The following is a 15145-nucleotide window of genomic DNA, read 5'->3' as shown; positions in this document are numbered from 1 at the left end:
CATGACCGACCAAGTCATCAAATCATTGACGGATCCCAGCCTGCTGATCGCGCTGCTGGTCGCCATCGCCGTGTTCGCGACGGTCTTTACATTGCTGCCGGCATTCGGCGGAAACCAGCTCAAGTCGCGCATGAAGTCGGTCGCGCTGGAGCGCGATGAGCTTCGCGCCAAGCAGCGCGCGCGGCTCGCGAGCGAGGCCGATCGCCGCCGAAAGGGCCTGCGCGAGCAACAGTCGGTCGGTATGCGCAACATTGTCGATCGGCTCGACCTGCGGCGCGCACTGGCCGACGAGAGCACCTTGCAGAAGCTCAAGGTCGCCGGCTTTCGCGGACAGAACCCGCTGACGCGGTTTCTCTTTTTCCGCCTCGTGTTGCCTTTTGTCGGCTTCGCGCTGGGGCTGGTCTACATATTCGTGCTCGGAGGATTGCCCGACAAACCCCTGGTCATCCGGCTGTTCGTCTGCATCCTGGTCGCCTATGGCGGCTTCTATGCCCCGGTCGTCTATGTCAACAATCGCGCCACCAAGCGCAAGCAGTCGATCCAGATGGCGTGGCCGGATGCGCTGGACCTGATGCTGATCTGCGTGGAGTCGGGCATGTCGGTGGAAGCCGCGCTCCGCAAGGTCGCCGACGAGATCGGCGCGCAGTCGGTGGCTCTGGCTGAAGAATTCATCCTGACCAACGCCGAGCTCTCCTATCTGCAGGAACGCAAGCAGGCCTATGAGAATCTTGCGAACCGTACCGGTCTGGAATCGGTCAAATCGGTGTCGCAGGCGCTCGTCCAGGCCGAACGCTACGGCACTCCGGTGGCGCACGCATTGCGCGTGCTTGCCGCCGAAAGCCGGGACCAGCGCATGAATGCCGCCGAGAAGAAGGCCGCCGCCTTGCCGCCCAAGCTCACCGTGCCGATGATCCTGTTCTTCCTGCCGGTGCTTTTCGCCATCATCCTGGGTCCGGCCGGCATCCAGGTCAGCCAGCGCGGCATCTTCGGCACCGATCATCCGTCATCATCGACCAAGTAGCGGCGAGGCACGTGGAAACAAACGAAGAAGCCGCGCTGAACTCAGCGCGGCTTCTTCGTTCAATTGGGGCCTTTGTAGATCGTCGCCTCAGTTGGTTGCCGTCTTCGGCTTGTCCTGATCCTTGAGCTGCCTCCAGGCATTCTGTTGCGCAAGCATCTGCCTGAGATAAGCGACATTGGCCTGTGCCTGCTCGGGCGAGAGCTCCTGCGAGGCGATCTTCTCGGCTTCGTCGAAGCGGCCCTGCAGGCCGACGACCAGCGCCAGGTTCTGGCGCACGCGGCTATCGGCGTTGGGCTGCTGGGCGGCCGAACGCATATAGGTTTCCGCGGTGCGCAGATCCCCCTCCAGCACATAGGACATGCCGAGATTGGAGAGAACCGAGGGCTCATTCGGCTTGAGTTCGAGCGCCTTTCGGTAAAGCTGGCGCGCATCGTCCTTCTGACCGAGCTGATCAAGGATCGCCGCTTCCGCCGACACCAGCTTCCAGTCGGGATATTCCGGTGTCTGTGCGCGGCGCACGGCGTCGAGCGCTGCCTCGAACTGGCCATTGGCGGCCAGCGCCTTGCCATAGGCGGCGAGCACGTCGCGATCCTTGGGATAGGCGATCGCCAGTTTGCGCATCACGGCAAGCGACTGGTCGGCATCGCCGTCCATCTGCAGCGCGGCCGCGAAGTTGGTTGCGATGCGCTTGTCGTTGGGATTCCTGGAGTAGGACTGGCCGAGGGCGGCCGTGGCATTGTGCACTTCTCCCGCCGACATGCTCTCCAGCGGCTTGCCGCTGGTACGAGCGATCGAGCCGGTAGTCATCCTGCTGGTTCCGCATCCGGCGACGCCCGCCGCGAGCGCCAGCATGAGGGCGGTGGTGGCGAGCCGTTTTCCTCTGGCATTCATTGTGCGGTTGGTCGGCATCGACACCTAAGCCTCCATTCATGCGCGGCCATTGCGTGGCCATCTTCCCTCCCGCAGAAATATTCTGTTAACCCTAACGGAGAGTTAAGAAACGCCGACTCGCGAAGGGTCGGCAGGAGAGAACATCGAATGCCTGTCGAACTCGTCGAGACGAAATTGCAAGGTGCGCTGCCGGTGCATCTGGTGGCCCGTGACGGCCTGGAGGCCGCGGGCCTTGCACCATCTGCTGTCGCATGGGGCAGGGCCAACGGCTTTTCCGGCGAGGCAGGCAGGACGCTGGCCGTGCCCGGCGAGAACGGCGCACTTGCCGGCGCCCTGTTTGGCACCGGCGACGGGGAAGGTTCACTCGCGCTCGGTGCACTGTCGAAAACCCTGCCGGAAGGCGACTGGCATTTCGCCTCCCTTCCTGCCGAGCCGGAACTCGCGGCAATCGCGCTGGCGCTCGGCGGCTATGTCTTCACCCGTTACGGCAAGAAGCCAGGCAAGGCGCTGCGTTTCGACGTGCCGGCCGGCGTCGACGCGGCGCGCGTTCGCCGCATCGCCAATGGCGTCTTCCTGGCCCGCGATCTGGTCAACACACCGACCAGCGACATGGGGCCGGATGATCTGGAGAAGGCGGTGCGCACCCTGGCCGCGGCTCACAAGGCCGAAGTTTCCGTCATCAAGGGCGACGAGCTGCTGACCCAGAACTTCCCGATGATCCACGCCGTCGGCCGCGCTTCATCAGGTGCGCCGCGTCTGATCGACATGATCTGGGGGCAACCGGGCGCGCCGAAGGTGACGCTGGTCGGCAAGGGCGTCTGCTTCGACACAGGCGGTCTCGACATCAAGCCGTCATCCGGCATGCTGTTGATGAAGAAGGACATGGGCGGCGCCGCCAATGTGCTTGGCCTGGCCTCGATGATCATGGCCGCCGGGTTGAAGGTGCGACTGCGCGTGCTCATCCCCGCGGTCGAGAACTCGATTGCCGGCAATGCCTTCAGACCCGGCGACGTGCTGGCGAGCCGCAAGGGCATCACTGTCGAGATCGGCAACACCGACGCCGAAGGCAGGCTCGTGCTCGGCGACGCGCTGGCGCTGGCCGATGACGAGGAGCCGCAGCTGCTGGTCGACATGGCGACGCTGACCGGAGCCGCCCGTGTCGCGCTTGGCCCCGATCTGCCGCCTTTCTATACCGGCGACGAGGCGCTGGCCTCGGACCTCGCCGCGGCATCGCTGGCGGTCGAGGATCCGCTGTGGCGCTTGCCGCTGTGGCGGCCCTACGATGCTAAGCTGTCGTCGAAGATCGCCGACGTCAACAATGTCACCACCGACGGTTTCGCCGGTTCGATCACGGCGGCGCTGTTCCTCAAGCGCTTTGTCGACAAGACGGCGAGCTGGGCGCATTTCGACATCTTTGCCTGGAACCCCGCCGATCGCCCGCATGGGCCCGCCGGTGGCGAGGCGCAAGGCATTCGCGCGCTGGAGCGGATCATCTCGACACGCTTTGGCTGACGGGGTGGCAGCAAGCAGCGCCGGCAAATCGCTAAAACTGAAACGGAACCGAAACAATTTGCCGTCATGCTGGCGCGATGTCGATTGCGATGCGCCCGAGCCAGGCTTTGCGACTGTGGCAGCAAGTCATGTTGTCGCAGGTGCGCGACGATGCGCCCGACCTGACCATGCGCCAGACGGCGATCCTGTTCACCATCTATCTCGATCCGCCGCCGCACACGGTGCGCGGGCTGGCCGCCCGCCTCAACGTCACCAAGCCGGTGATCACCCGCGCGCTCGACACGATGGGCGCGCTGAAGCTGGTGTCGCGCCATCGCGACGAACTCGACAAGCGCAACGTGCTGATCAAGCGCACGGTCGAGGGCGCGCTCTTTGTCGAGCGCTTCGGCGATGGTATCATCGCCAGGGCGCTTGAACTGCCCAACTGACCATCTTGCCCATACAACAGGGTTGCCGATTTTGACTGCTCACGATGCCCGTCTCCACGCCTTCCGTTCCGACCTTGCCGATTCAAGGCTGAAAGGCGAGGTTTCCGCCGAGCGTTTTGTCGCCGGCCGGCCGGCGCGGATTTCGGCCTCGGTGGCCGACATCCGCAAGGCGCCGCGCGCGGATGCCGGCGTCAACACGCAAGCCCTGTTCGGCGACGATGTGCTGGTTTTCGAGGATGCCGAAGGCTGGGCCTGGATCCAGGCCGAACGCGACGGCTATGTCGGCTACGTCGCCGCAACCGAGCTGGGCGGACGGGAACACGCGCCTACCCATATCGTCTCGGTGCCCCGCACCTTTCTCTATCCCGGTCCGGATCTGCGCTTTCCGATCACGGGACAGCTGTCGATGGGGTCGACGGTGACCGTGAGGGGAGCCGCCGAGACGCGCGGCACACACTACGCCGTCCTGCCGTCGGGCGAAGCGATCATCGCGGGTCACCTCAGGCCAATCGCAGAAATTGCCGCCGACTATGTCGCGGTTGCCGAGACGTTTCTAGGCACGCCCTATCTGTGGGGCGGCGCGTCCGGCTTCGGCATCGACTGTTCCGGCCTGGTGCAACTTGCGATGCGCATGGCGGGCAAAAACGTGCTGCGCGATTCCGACATGCAGGCGGCAAGCATTGGCGAGCCGCTCGAACCGGGTCCGGATTATGCCGGATTGCGTCGGGGCGACCTCGTCTTCTGGAAAGGCCATGTCGCTGTCATGACCGATGCCGAGACCATGATCCACGCCAACGGCCACACCATGCTGGTCTCGCGCGAAGGGCTGAAGGACGCCATCGCCCGCATCGGCTACCTCTATGGCGGCCCGACCGGGTTTCGAAGGCCGTGAGCTTCTTCCTCCTCTCGTAAACGGGGCGAGGAACGCTACGATCCCCTTTTGTTCCGATTTTCCTTGGCGATCGCCCGTAGCCGCGCTACCTCTGGCGCGTGACAGTTGAGCCGCGCCTTGCCGAGCAGAATGCCGCCATTGCCCTGCCCGAGCCATTCCTCCGATGGTTCGGCGAGAAAGGCTGGTCGCCGCGCGCCCATCAGATCGAATTGCTGGCGAAGGCTCAAAGCGGCCAATCGGTACTGTTGATCGCGCCGACCGGGGCCGGCAAGACGCTGGCCGGTTTCCTGCCCTCGCTCACTGAACTCGCCGTCAGGCCAAGGCGAAAGCCGGGGCAGGCGCATCGCGGCATCCACACGCTCTACATCTCGCCGCTCAAGGCGCTGGCCGTCGACATCGAGCGCAATCTCGGCAAGCCGGTCGAGGAGATCGGTCTGCCGATCAGCATCGAGACGCGCACCGGCGACACGCCTTCCCACAAGCGCCAGCGCCAGAAGCTGGCGCCGCCGGATATATTGCTGACCACGCCCGAGCAACTGGCGCTGCTGATCGCGGCAGGTGATGCAAAGCGCTTCTTCGCGGATTTGCGCTACGTCGTGCTCGACGAATTGCATTCGCTGGTGACGTCCAAGCGCGGACATCTCTTGGCGCTCGGCTTGGCGCGGCTGCGCAGCTTTGTGCCCGGCCTGCAGACGATCGGTCTGTCGGCAACGGTGGCCGAGCCCGACGAACTGCGGCGCTGGCTGGTCAGCCAGAATCCACCGGGCGACATGGCCGAATTGATCGTCGTCACCGGCGGTGCGAAGCCCGAAATTTCCATCCTCGATTCGGAGGCGCACGTGCCGTGGGCGGGGCATTCGGCCCGCTATGCCACGCCGGAGATCTACCGCGAGATCAAGCGCCACAAGACGACCCTGCTGTTCGTCAACACCCGCAGCCAGGCGGAGCTGCTTTTCCAGGAATTGTGGCGGGTCAACGAGGACACGTTGCCGATCGCGCTGCATCACGGCTCTCTCGACGTCGGCCAGCGGCGGCGCGTCGAGAAGGCGATGGGCGACAACGCGCTGCGCGCCATCGTCGCCACCTCGACCCTCGACCTCGGCATCGACTGGGGCGATGTCGACCTGGTTGTGCATGTCGGCGCGCCGAAGGGCGCCAGCCGGCTGGCGCAGCGCATCGGCCGGGCCAACCACCGCATGGATGAGCCATCCAAGGCGATCCTGATCCCGGCCAATCGCTTCGAGGTGCTCGAATGCCGAGCAGCGCTCGACGCCAATTATCTTGGCGCGCAGGACACGCCGCCGCTGGTCGATGGCGGCCTCGATGTGCTGGCGCAACATGTGCTCGGCTGCGCCTGCGGCGCACCGTTCCGTGCCGACGATCTCCACGAGGAAGTACGAACGGCGGCACCCTACACCAGCCTCGATAGGATTACCTTCGACCGCGTCATCGATTTCGTCGCCACCGGCGGCTATGCGCTGAAGAATTACGAGCGCTATGCTCGTATCCGCCTGAACAAGGACGGGTTGTGGCGCGTCTCCAACCCGCGCGTGGCTCAGCAATACCGGCTGAATGTCGGCACCATCATCGAAGTGCCGGCGCTCAACGTGCGTTACGTCAAAGCAGGCAGCAAAGGCTCGGCTACACGCGGCGGCGCCGTTCTCGGCAAGATCGAGGAGGCCTTCCTCGAAACGCTGACGCATGGCGACACCTTCATGTTCGCCGGCAAGGTGCTGCGTTTCGAGGGCATACGCGAGAACGAATGCTTCGTGTCCAACGCGCCCGGCAGCGACGCCAAGGTGCCCTATTATGGCGGCGGCAAGTTCCCGCTTTCGACCTACCTTGCCGAGCAGGTCCGCATCATGCTGGACGATCCGCAGCGCTGGAAGAAGCTGCCGGAGCAGGTGGCCGACTGGCTGCGATTCCAGGCCGACAAATCGGTTCTGCCCAAACGCGATGACCTGCTGATCGAGACCTTTCCACGCGGCAACCGCTACTATCTGGTCGCTTATCCCTTTGAAGGCAGGCTGGCCCACCAGACACTCGGCATGCTGCTTACCCGGCGCCTCGACAGGGTCGGCGCCAGGCCACTCGGCTTTGTCGCCACCGATTACGCCCTTGCCATATGGTCGCTGGGCGACATGGGCGCGATGTTCAAAGCCAGGAAACCGTCTCTCGGCGCATTGTTCGACCAGGACATGCTGGGCGACGACCTCGAAGCCTGGCTGGCCGACAGCTGGCTTCTCAAGCGCACCTTCCGCAATTGCGCGCTGATTTCGGGGTTGATCGAGAAGCGCCATCCGGGCCAGGAGAAGAGCGGCCGCCAGGTCACCGTGTCGACCGACCTGATCTACGATGTGCTGCGCAGCCATGAGCCGGACCATATTCTGCTGCAGGCGACGCGTGCGGATGCGGCGGCCGGCCTGCTCGATGTCAGCAGACTTGCCGACATGCTCTCGCGCGTCCAGGGTCGAATCATGCATAAGAATCTCGAGCAGATTTCGCCACTGGCCGTGCCGATCATGCTCGAGATCGGCAAGATGCCCGTGAACGGCGAAGCCGATGAAACACTGCTGATGGATGCGGCGACTTTGGTCGAGGAGGCCATGGGTCCGGGAATGAGTGAGGCATGAATTTTTCGCTGGCGCGCACGACGCTGATCGGCGAGGCCGACATGATAGGCATCGCCGGCGAACGTGCGGTCTGCGATCCGCGCGGCGTGCTCTATTTTCCCGAGCTCAGGCTGTTGGCGGTCTCCGACCTGCATCTGGAAAAAGGCTCTTCGCTGGCAAGGCGCGGCACGCTGATCCCGCCCTATGACACCGGCGCGACCTTGCTCAGACTGCAGGCCGTCATATCCGACTACCAGCCGTCGATCGTCATCAGCCTGGGCGACTCCTTTCACGATGGCGGCGGTGCCGAGCGCCTGCATGCGAGTTTTCGCGAGCGGCTGGAAGCGCTGATGGCAGGCCGTGACTGGTTCTGGGTCGCCGGCAATCACGATCCGGAAGCGCCGGCCGATCTTCCCGGTGAAACGGTGCGGGAATTGGCCATAGGCTCGCTGCTGTTCCGGCATGAGCCGTCGAAAGTGCGCGTCGAGGGCGAGATCGCGGGCCACCTGCATCCCTGCGCGCGCATCGTCCAGCGCGGCCGTTCGGTGCGGCGGCGCTGTTTTGCCGGCGATGGCGGCCGCATGATCATGCCGGCCTTCGGCGCCTACACCGGTTCGCTTAACGTGCTCGATCGCGCCTATGCCGGGCTGTTTCGCCTGGAATCGCTGATGGCCTACATGCTTGGCAGCGACCGCATCTTCGCCATCTCCCGCTCGATGCTGCGGCCAGGCTGAGCAGCCCTATCTGCCGTAATATAGGGTGACCGTGTGCTTTGCCTCGGCGAAGAAAAGCCAGCGCTCCACCAGCATCCCGGCGAACTGGACGATCGCAGCGAGCACCGACGGGATCGCCCCAAAGGGCCACGGCAAGGCGAAAGTGGCCGCGAGCAGCAGAACGGGCAGGGCGAAGGCCAATCCCTGTGTGAGCATGCGCAGCTTCGCACCGTGCTTGCGCGCGATGCGAAAGCCCATTTCCTTGAGCAGATAGTTTTCCTCGGTATGCGGCCATTCCAGCGACCGTACCGTGCCGCCGGCCAAACCGGTCGCGGTGTTGGCGGTGGTAGGGATTTCGAGACGGTCATTGTGCCGCCAGGTCGCGAGCTTCCAGCCCCAGCCGGCAAGAGTGGCCAGCAGCGATAATACCAGCACGGCCACCGAGCCGACGCCGAAGCCCTGCAGCAGCGCGTTCAACAGAACGCTGCCGGTCATGGCCGCGAAGATCAGATAGGCCGGCAAGGTATAGCGGCTGTGCCACTGGGCGATCGGTTTCAGCGACGCGTAGATCATGCCGGTGGTGCAGACGGTGACGATTGCACCGATGGCGGCCAGCAATCCGGCAATCGCCACCCAGCCGCCAGTGCGGCCCAACAACACCCAGCCGAGCCCGAACAGTCCCGCTGGGATGAAGGTGATGGCCGACGACACGCCTTCGCGCGACAGCCAGGAACTGCGCCATTGCGAGAACGCCCGCCAGGCGCGCTCCGGCCTGCCGAGATGGCCGGTCGAGGACAACAGTCCCGCCGCGATCAGGCCGAGCGCCAAACCCAGGCCGACGAAGCCGAGCCAGAAATCGGCCGGGACGATCTGCAATCCAGCCAGCACGCCGAGCAATGCCAGCAGGCCGTAGCCGGCACCTGTGGCGGTGGTGAAGAAGACGACGGAGAAGGCTGGATGCATGGTCAGTTCGAAAGCATGCGATCGACCCAGCCGAGGAAGCCGCCTTCGGCCCGCACCGGCTCCAGCGCCTTCGCCGGCACCGATGCGCCGCGCTGCGTATGGGTGCGCGGCGGCAGGTATTTGTTGGTCGGTTGATAGCCGAGTTCCGGCATCAGGTCGACGCCGCCGCGCTCCGCCACCAGTTGCGAGACGGCGGACTGGGGGTCGCCGAGATCACCGAAATGCCGCGCGCTGGTCGGGCAGGCGGCGACACAGGCCGGCACGCGGTCTTCTTCGGCCAGGTTGTCGTTGTAGATGCGATCGACGCACAGCGTGCATTTCTTCATCACGCCGACATCGGTGTCGAATTCGCGCGCGCCATAGGGGCAGGCCCAACTGCACAATTTGCAGCCGATGCACTTGTCCTCGTCGATCAGCACGATGCCGTCCGAGGTCCTCTTGTAGGAAGCGCCGGTCGGGCAGACGGTGACGCAGGCTGGTGTTTCGCAATGCAGGCAGGAACGCGGGAAGTTCACCGTGCGCCCGCCCATCTCTGTCGTGTGCTCGTAGCTGTGCACGCGGTTGAACCAGACGCCGTCGACATGGCCGCCATAGGGGTCGATGTCGGTCAGCGGCGCCATGTGACCGCCGGTATTCCACTCCTTGCAGGCCGTGACGCAGGCCTGGCAGCCGACGCAGGTGTCGAGGTCGATGACGAGCCCGAGTTTCTTGTCAGGATGCTTGGGGAGGCAGGTCATTCGGCTGCCTCTCTTGCCCGGCGGAATTCGGCGCCGAAGCGAAGGATGTCGAGCGAAGGCTCGAAATGCGGCGGCTGGCTGAAACGCTCGAATTGCGGCTCGGTGAAGCCGGCCTCTTCCGCCCTGCATTTGACGATGCGCACGCGCAGATCGAACCATGCCGCCTGGCCGGTCACGGGATCGGAATTCGAATAGCGTTTGCCCTGCGCGTCGGCGGAGGTCTGGTCGCCGATGATATGGTTGAGCAGGAAGCCGCGATGGCTCTCGGCGGCATCATCTTTCAGTCCCCAGCTGCCGCGCCTTTTGCCGATCGCGTTCCAGGTCCAGACCGTGCTTTCATTCACCCCGTCGACCAGCTTGATCTGCCCCTTCACTTTGCCGTTGATGCTCTCGATCCACACCCAGTCGTCATCGACGAGACCGAGGCCGGCGCCGGTCCGGTGATGCACGAACAGCCGGTTCTGGCTGGTGATCTGCCGCAGCCACGCATTCTGCGAACCCCAGGAATGATACATGTGCATCGGCCGCTGCGTCAGCGCGTGCAGGGGGTATTTTTCGAGGTCGACCGCCGCTTCCTCGAATGGCATGTACCAGAACGGCAGCGGATCCATGTAGGTCTCGATGCGCTGCCGCTCGGCCTCCGGCGGCAGGACACGGCCATGGCCGCGTGCGGCGAGCCGAAAGCGCTGCAGGGGCTCGCAATAGAGCTGGAAGACGATCGGCTCGGCCTTCGGGATGAAACCCATCTGCACCGCGAAATCGAGATAGGAGCGGTTGGCCATCTTGTAGTAGCGCTGGTCGTCGGCGAAGTCGTGATGCCAGAAGCCGCCATTGTCGATGTAGCGCTGCAACTGGTTCGGATTGACCTCGCCCTTGCCGATCGATGTCCCATCCTTGCCGCGCCAGCCGGCCAGCGGTCCGATGCCCGGTGTGCGCTCGTGGTTGACGATATAGTCGGCATAATCGGCATATCTGGCCGCTCCGTCCTCGCCGACGAAACCGGGCAGGCCAAGCCGCGCGCCAAGCTCGATCAGCACCGACTGGAACGGCCTGACGTCGCGATCGGGCTCGACGACGGGATGGCGGATGGCATCGCCCGGCCCGTCGGCATGGCTGATCGGCCGGTCGAGCAGGCTGATGCAGTCGTGCCGTTCGAGATAGGTGGTGTCCGGCAGCACCAGGTCGGCGAACGGGATTGTCTCGGAATAATAGGCGTCGGAATAGATGATGAAGGGGATCTTGTAGTTGCCCGCCTCGTCGTGGTCGGTCAGCATACGCATCGTCTCGACGGTGTTCATCGAGGAATTCCAGGCCATGTTCGACATGTACATCATCAGCGTGTCGATCGGGTAGGGATCGCCGGCCCAGGCATTGCGGATGACGGTGTGCATAAGCCCATGCGCGGCGAGCGGCGCGTCCCAGGAATAGGCTTTGTCGATGCGGGTCGGCGTGCCGTCTTCGTCGACCAGCAGGTCGTCCGGCCCGCAGACGAAACCAAGCGGCATGCCGTCCAGCGGCGTCATCGGCTTGACCGTCTTGCCGGCGGGTTTCGGCCCCGGCGGCGCCGAACGAGGATAGGGCGGCTTGAAGCGAAAGCCGCCGGGAACATCCACCGTGCCCAGAAGCACTTGCAGCAGGTGGATGGCGCGGCAAGAGTGAAAGCCGTTCGAATGGGCTGATATGCCGCGCATGGCATGCATCGAAACCGGCCGGCCCTTGATCGTCTCGTGCCGGCGCCCGGCCCAGTCGGTCCATGCGATAGCCAGTTCGATCGTCTGTTCGAAGGCGACATGGGCAAGCTCGGCGGCGATCCGGCGGATCGTATCGGCGGCAATGCCGCAGCGCTCGGCGACCGCATCCGGCGCATAGCTGTCATCGAGATAGCGGTCGGCGATCAACTGGAACACCGGCGTGCAGCGGCAACCGCCGACTTCGAAGCTGCCGGTCAGCGCCGGCTTCGCTTCCGGGTCGGTTGCCTTGATGGCGGTTTTCTCCACCCTGTCCATGGCCAGCGGATTGCCGTCGGCATCCCTGACGAACAGCCCATCGTCGGACGCGCCAGGCTCCTGCACGACGAGGACATGGGCGTTGGTGTAGCGGAGCAAATAATCGAGATCGACACGACCGGCCTTCAGCAATTCGTGGATGATCGCGAAGACGAGCAGGCCGTCCGTGCCGGGCCGGATGCCGATCCAGTCGTCGGCAATCGCATTGTAGCCGGTCCGGCAGGGGTTGATCGACACCACCTTGGCGCCGCGCGCCTTGAGCTTGCCCAGTCCGATCTTGATCGGGTTGGAATCATGGTCCTCGGCGACGCCGAACAGCATGAAATATCGTGTGTTGTCCCAGTCGGGCTCGCCGAACTCCCAGAACGAGCCGCCGATCGAATAGAGCCCGCCGGCCGCCATGTTGACCGAACAGAAGCCGCCATGGGCGGCGAAATTCGGCGTGCCGAACTGGCTCGCCCACCAACCGGTCAAGGATTGCGACTGGTCGCGGCCAGTGAAGAAGGCGAGTTTTTTTGGATCGGTGCGACGGATCGCCGAGAGCCGCTGCGTCGCGATCGAAAAAGCCTCCTCCCACTCGATCTCGTGGAACGCGCCGGAGCCGCGCGGGCCGGTGCGCAGCAGCGGCTTCTTCAGCCGGGCGGGGCTGTAATGCTGCATGATGCCGGAACTGCCCTTGCCGCAGATCACGCCGCGATTGACCGGATGGTCCTTGTTGCCGTTGATGTAGCGGACCTTGCCGTCCTTGATGTGCACGTCGATGCCGCAGCGGCAGGCGCACATATAGCAGGTCGTCTTGGCGATGCTGTCGGAAATGCCAGGCGAGGTGTCGACGCCGTCGCCTTCATCGGGCGCGCGCGTGTCGGCAAGCGGGCGTTGCGATGGTGCCGAATTCGCGCCGCGCGGCGTTGGATGCCTCATGATCCGGATGTGCCCGCGCGGCCGGCCGATTTGGCGCGTGTCTTCGGCCCGGGGCCGCGCATGTAGTGCTCTTCCGGGTGATAGCGATCGCCGGCCAGCCGTCTGCGGATGCCGCGGGTCCACTGCGCGAGAAGGGACTTGAACCGCCCGATCATTTTAGTCTCTGCCATTCTCTGGCGAATTTTTTCTAACTTCGCGTGAAAATGTAGAATGAGGCTATCGATCCGTCTAATCAGTTGTTCTTGTAAATTCGATCGATATTGGTTCTTAATGCTGACATGACCCTGGATCAGTTGCGCATTTTCGTCGCCGTCGCCGAACGCGGCCACATGACCAAGGCGGCGGAGCTTCTGGGCATCTCCCAGTCGGCGGCATCGGCCGCCATTCGCGCGCTTGAAGAGCAGCACGGCGTCCATCTGTTCAACCGCGTCGGCCGCAACATCGAGCTTGCCCAGACCGGCCACCGGTTCCTGCCGGAGGCAAAGGCCGTGTTGGAGCGGGCCGCCGCCGCGCGCAATGTGCTGGAACATGTCTCGCAGACGGTCGCCGGCAGCCTCTCCATCGCCGCCAGCCTGACCATCGCCAGCTACTGGCTGCCGCGCCGGCTGGCGTCCTTTCACGAGGCCTATCCCGCGGTGCGGCTGAGCGTCAGCATCGGTAACACGAGGCAGGTCGAGGCCAGCGTGCTGGATGGAACCGCCGATCTCGGCCTGGTCGAGGGGCGCACCGAATCCGACATATTGCGCCGGGCCAAGGTCGATACCGACCGGTTGATGCTGGTGGTTGCCGCGTCACATCCCGAAATCGTCGAAACCGCGCCGGGCCGTCCCGACATCAGGGGCCTGCGCTGGATCATCCGCGAGGGCGGGTCGGGCACGCGCGAGGTGCTGGAGGATCTGGCGCGGCGTGAGGGGATTTCGCTTGCCGATTTGCAGGTGTTCCTGGTGCTCCCAAGCAACGAGGCGGTTCGCCAGGCGGTCGAGGCGGGTGCCGGCGCCACCATCATTTCGGAGCTCGTCGTCGGACGCGCCGTCGCCGAAGGCAGCCTGCGATCCGTGCCGCTCGAACTGCCGAAACGCGACTTCGCCATGATCACCCACCGCGACCGCCAGGCAAGCCTGGCCCAGATGGCGCTGAAGGCGCATCTCGGCGCCGAGACGACCTGAAGCGGTTCAGCCTGATCAGCCGAACTTCCGTTGCGCATCCAGTGCCAGGCCAAGCCCGACCGAGCCGAACATGTCGCCGTCGATGACCGAAGCCTGCGGCACCAGCGCCAGGATTTCGCGTCTTGCCAGCGGGATCGCGGTCGAGCCGCCGGTCAGGAACACCGCGGTGATGTCGGACGGCTTGACCTGCGCGTCCCGCATGGTCTCAGCCACCGTTGCGGTGACCCGCCCGATGTCCCGGGCGATGGTGGCGTCCAGCCCGTCACGCGCGATTTCGGCGGCGAACTCCACGTCGGATAGCCTCACCGCGACTTCGGCCGATGACAGGCCGGTCAACTCTATCTTGGCTTTTTCCACCAATGCCGCCAAAGCGTGCCCATAACGGTGCTCGACAATGTGGATGAAGCGATCGACCAGGTCGGCGCGCGCGGCCTCGTAACGGATCTGGCGCAGATGCGTCATCGCCTTGGCGGTGTAGACCAGGTTGATGCGCTGCCATGTCGCGAGATCGATGAAGTAGCTGGCCGGCAGATTGCGCTTACCGTCCTTGGTCTGGGTCAAATAGCCGAGCTGCGGCATCACATGGGCAATACTGAGCAGCCGGTCGAAATCCGTACCGCCGATATGGACGCCCCGGCTGGCCAGGATATCGTCCTTGCGGTCCGGCAGTCGGGCACGTTCAGGCGAGACGCGCACGACTGAAAAGTCGGACGTGCCGCCGCCCATGTCGATGATCAGCGCCAGCTCCTCGCGCGTCACCCTCTGCTCGTAGTCGAGCGCCGCGGCAATCGGCTCGAACTGGAAGGCGATGTGCTTGAAGCCCTGGGCATGCGCGGCCTTTTCCAGGTCGCTCTGCGCGTTCGCGTCGGCCTGTGGGTCGTCATCGACAAACTGCACCGGACGGCCGAGCACCACGGTCTCGACCAGATCGCCGCCATCTTCTTCAAGCTTCTTTCTGAGATGCCCGAGGAACAGGCCGATGATCTCCATGAAGCCGATCGAGCGCGCCTTGATGCGCGTCTTCTCATGCGCCAGCGAGCTGCCCAGCACGCTCTTCAGCGAGCGCATCAGCCGGCCTTCCACGCTGTCGGTGTAGTTGGCGATGGCCTGGCGGCCAAAACAGATGCGGCCGTCCTCGAAATTGAAGAACACCGCGCTGGGCAGCGTGACCTGGCCGCCTTCGAGCGCGACGAGGTGGGGCTGCCCGTTGCGGACCACGCCGACCGTGGAGTTCGAAGTGCCGAAGTCGATACCGGCGAATGCTGGTCGCAAGGCAGCCTCCT

The 15145-nt window shown here is 64.5% G+C and carries 13 protein-coding genes; 7 read left to right on the top strand and 6 right to left on the bottom strand.

Going from position 1 to position 15145, the window contains the following annotated elements:
* The first annotated feature begins 1 nt into the window (after position 1).
* Positions 2-1021: a type II secretion system F family protein gene (locus CK226_RS11240; RefSeq protein WP_095771853.1), complete on the top strand. Its 1020-nt coding sequence runs from the start codon at positions 2-4 to the stop codon at positions 1019-1021.
* 87 nt (positions 1022-1108) lie between these two features.
* On the opposite strand, the gene CK226_RS11235 is transcribed toward CK226_RS11240, so the two are convergent.
* On the bottom strand, positions 1109-1930 hold the full coding sequence (locus CK226_RS11235) for a tetratricopeptide repeat protein (RefSeq protein WP_095771854.1): 822 nt from the start codon (positions 1928-1930) through the stop codon (positions 1109-1111).
* 129 nt (positions 1931-2059) lie between these two features.
* Here CK226_RS11235 and CK226_RS11230 point away from each other — a divergent pair, with 129 nt between their 5' ends.
* The 5 genes from CK226_RS11230 (at position 2060) to pdeM (ending at position 8090) form a co-directional block, all read left to right on the top strand.
* On the top strand, positions 2060-3424 hold the full coding sequence (locus CK226_RS11230; RefSeq protein WP_095791898.1) for a M17 family metallopeptidase: 1365 nt from the start codon (positions 2060-2062) through the stop codon (positions 3422-3424).
* Between the two features lie 77 nt (positions 3425-3501).
* On the top strand, positions 3502-3852 hold the full coding sequence (locus CK226_RS11225; protein ID WP_095791897.1) for a MarR family winged helix-turn-helix transcriptional regulator: 351 nt from the start codon (positions 3502-3504) through the stop codon (positions 3850-3852).
* A 31-nt stretch (positions 3853-3883) separates the two neighbouring features.
* Positions 3884-4744, top strand: a complete 861-nt coding sequence (locus CK226_RS11220) for an NlpC/P60 family protein (RefSeq protein ID WP_095792148.1) — start codon at positions 3884-3886, stop codon at positions 4742-4744.
* 98 nt (positions 4745-4842) lie between these two features.
* A complete protein-coding gene (locus CK226_RS11215) occupies positions 4843-7377 on the top strand; it encodes a ligase-associated DNA damage response DEXH box helicase (protein ID WP_095791896.1) in 2535 nt (844 codons plus the stop codon).
* Positions 7374-8090 carry a ligase-associated DNA damage response endonuclease PdeM gene (gene pdeM / locus CK226_RS11210; protein WP_095791895.1) on the top strand — a complete coding sequence of 239 codons (717 nt, stop codon included), beginning with the start codon at positions 7374-7376 and terminating at the stop codon, positions 8088-8090. The genes CK226_RS11215 and pdeM overlap by 4 nt, the downstream gene beginning before the upstream one ends.
* 6 nt (positions 8091-8096) lie before the next feature.
* Here the strand turns inward: pdeM and CK226_RS11205 are convergent, their stop codons facing one another.
* From CK226_RS11205 to CK226_RS34870, 4 genes are read right to left on the bottom strand one after another with little or no spacing between them, the layout of a single operon-like run.
* Positions 8097-9032 carry a dimethyl sulfoxide reductase anchor subunit family protein gene (locus CK226_RS11205; protein WP_095791894.1) on the bottom strand — a complete coding sequence of 312 codons (936 nt, stop codon included), beginning with the start codon at positions 9030-9032 and terminating at the stop codon, positions 8097-8099.
* A gap of 2 nt (positions 9033-9034) precedes the next feature.
* Positions 9035-9769, bottom strand: coding sequence for a 4Fe-4S dicluster domain-containing protein (locus tag CK226_RS11200; protein WP_095791893.1), 735 nt, complete (start codon positions 9767-9769; stop codon positions 9035-9037).
* A complete protein-coding gene (locus CK226_RS11195) occupies positions 9766-12696 on the bottom strand; it encodes a molybdopterin oxidoreductase family protein (RefSeq protein ID WP_095791892.1) in 2931 nt (976 codons plus the stop codon). Before CK226_RS11195 ends, CK226_RS11200 begins: the two co-directional genes overlap by 4 nt.
* A complete protein-coding gene (locus CK226_RS34870) occupies positions 12693-12866 on the bottom strand; it encodes a hypothetical protein (RefSeq protein ID WP_179301029.1) in 174 nt (57 codons plus the stop codon). The genes CK226_RS11195 and CK226_RS34870 overlap by 4 nt, the downstream gene beginning before the upstream one ends.
* Before the next feature lie 108 nt (positions 12867-12974).
* Here CK226_RS34870 and CK226_RS11190 point away from each other — a divergent pair, with 108 nt between their 5' ends.
* Positions 12975-13862 carry a LysR family transcriptional regulator gene (locus CK226_RS11190; protein ID WP_095791891.1) on the top strand — a complete coding sequence of 296 codons (888 nt, stop codon included), beginning with the start codon at positions 12975-12977 and terminating at the stop codon, positions 13860-13862.
* 15 nt (positions 13863-13877) lie between these two features.
* Here CK226_RS11190 and CK226_RS11185 read toward each other — a convergent pair whose 3' ends face one another.
* The gene (locus CK226_RS11185) at positions 13878-15134 is read right to left on the bottom strand and encodes an Hsp70 family protein (protein WP_095791890.1); all 1257 of its coding nucleotides are present in this window, start codon (positions 15132-15134) and stop codon (positions 13878-13880) included.
* Between the last annotated feature and the right edge of the window lie 11 nt (positions 15135-15145).

The sequence above is a fragment of the Mesorhizobium sp. WSM4311 genome, assembly GCF_002295115.1.
GTDB lineage: Bacteria > Pseudomonadota > Alphaproteobacteria > Rhizobiales > Rhizobiaceae > Mesorhizobium.
Note: the sequence above shows the minus strand (reverse complement) of the source record. Positions and strands in the feature narration are given on the sequence as shown.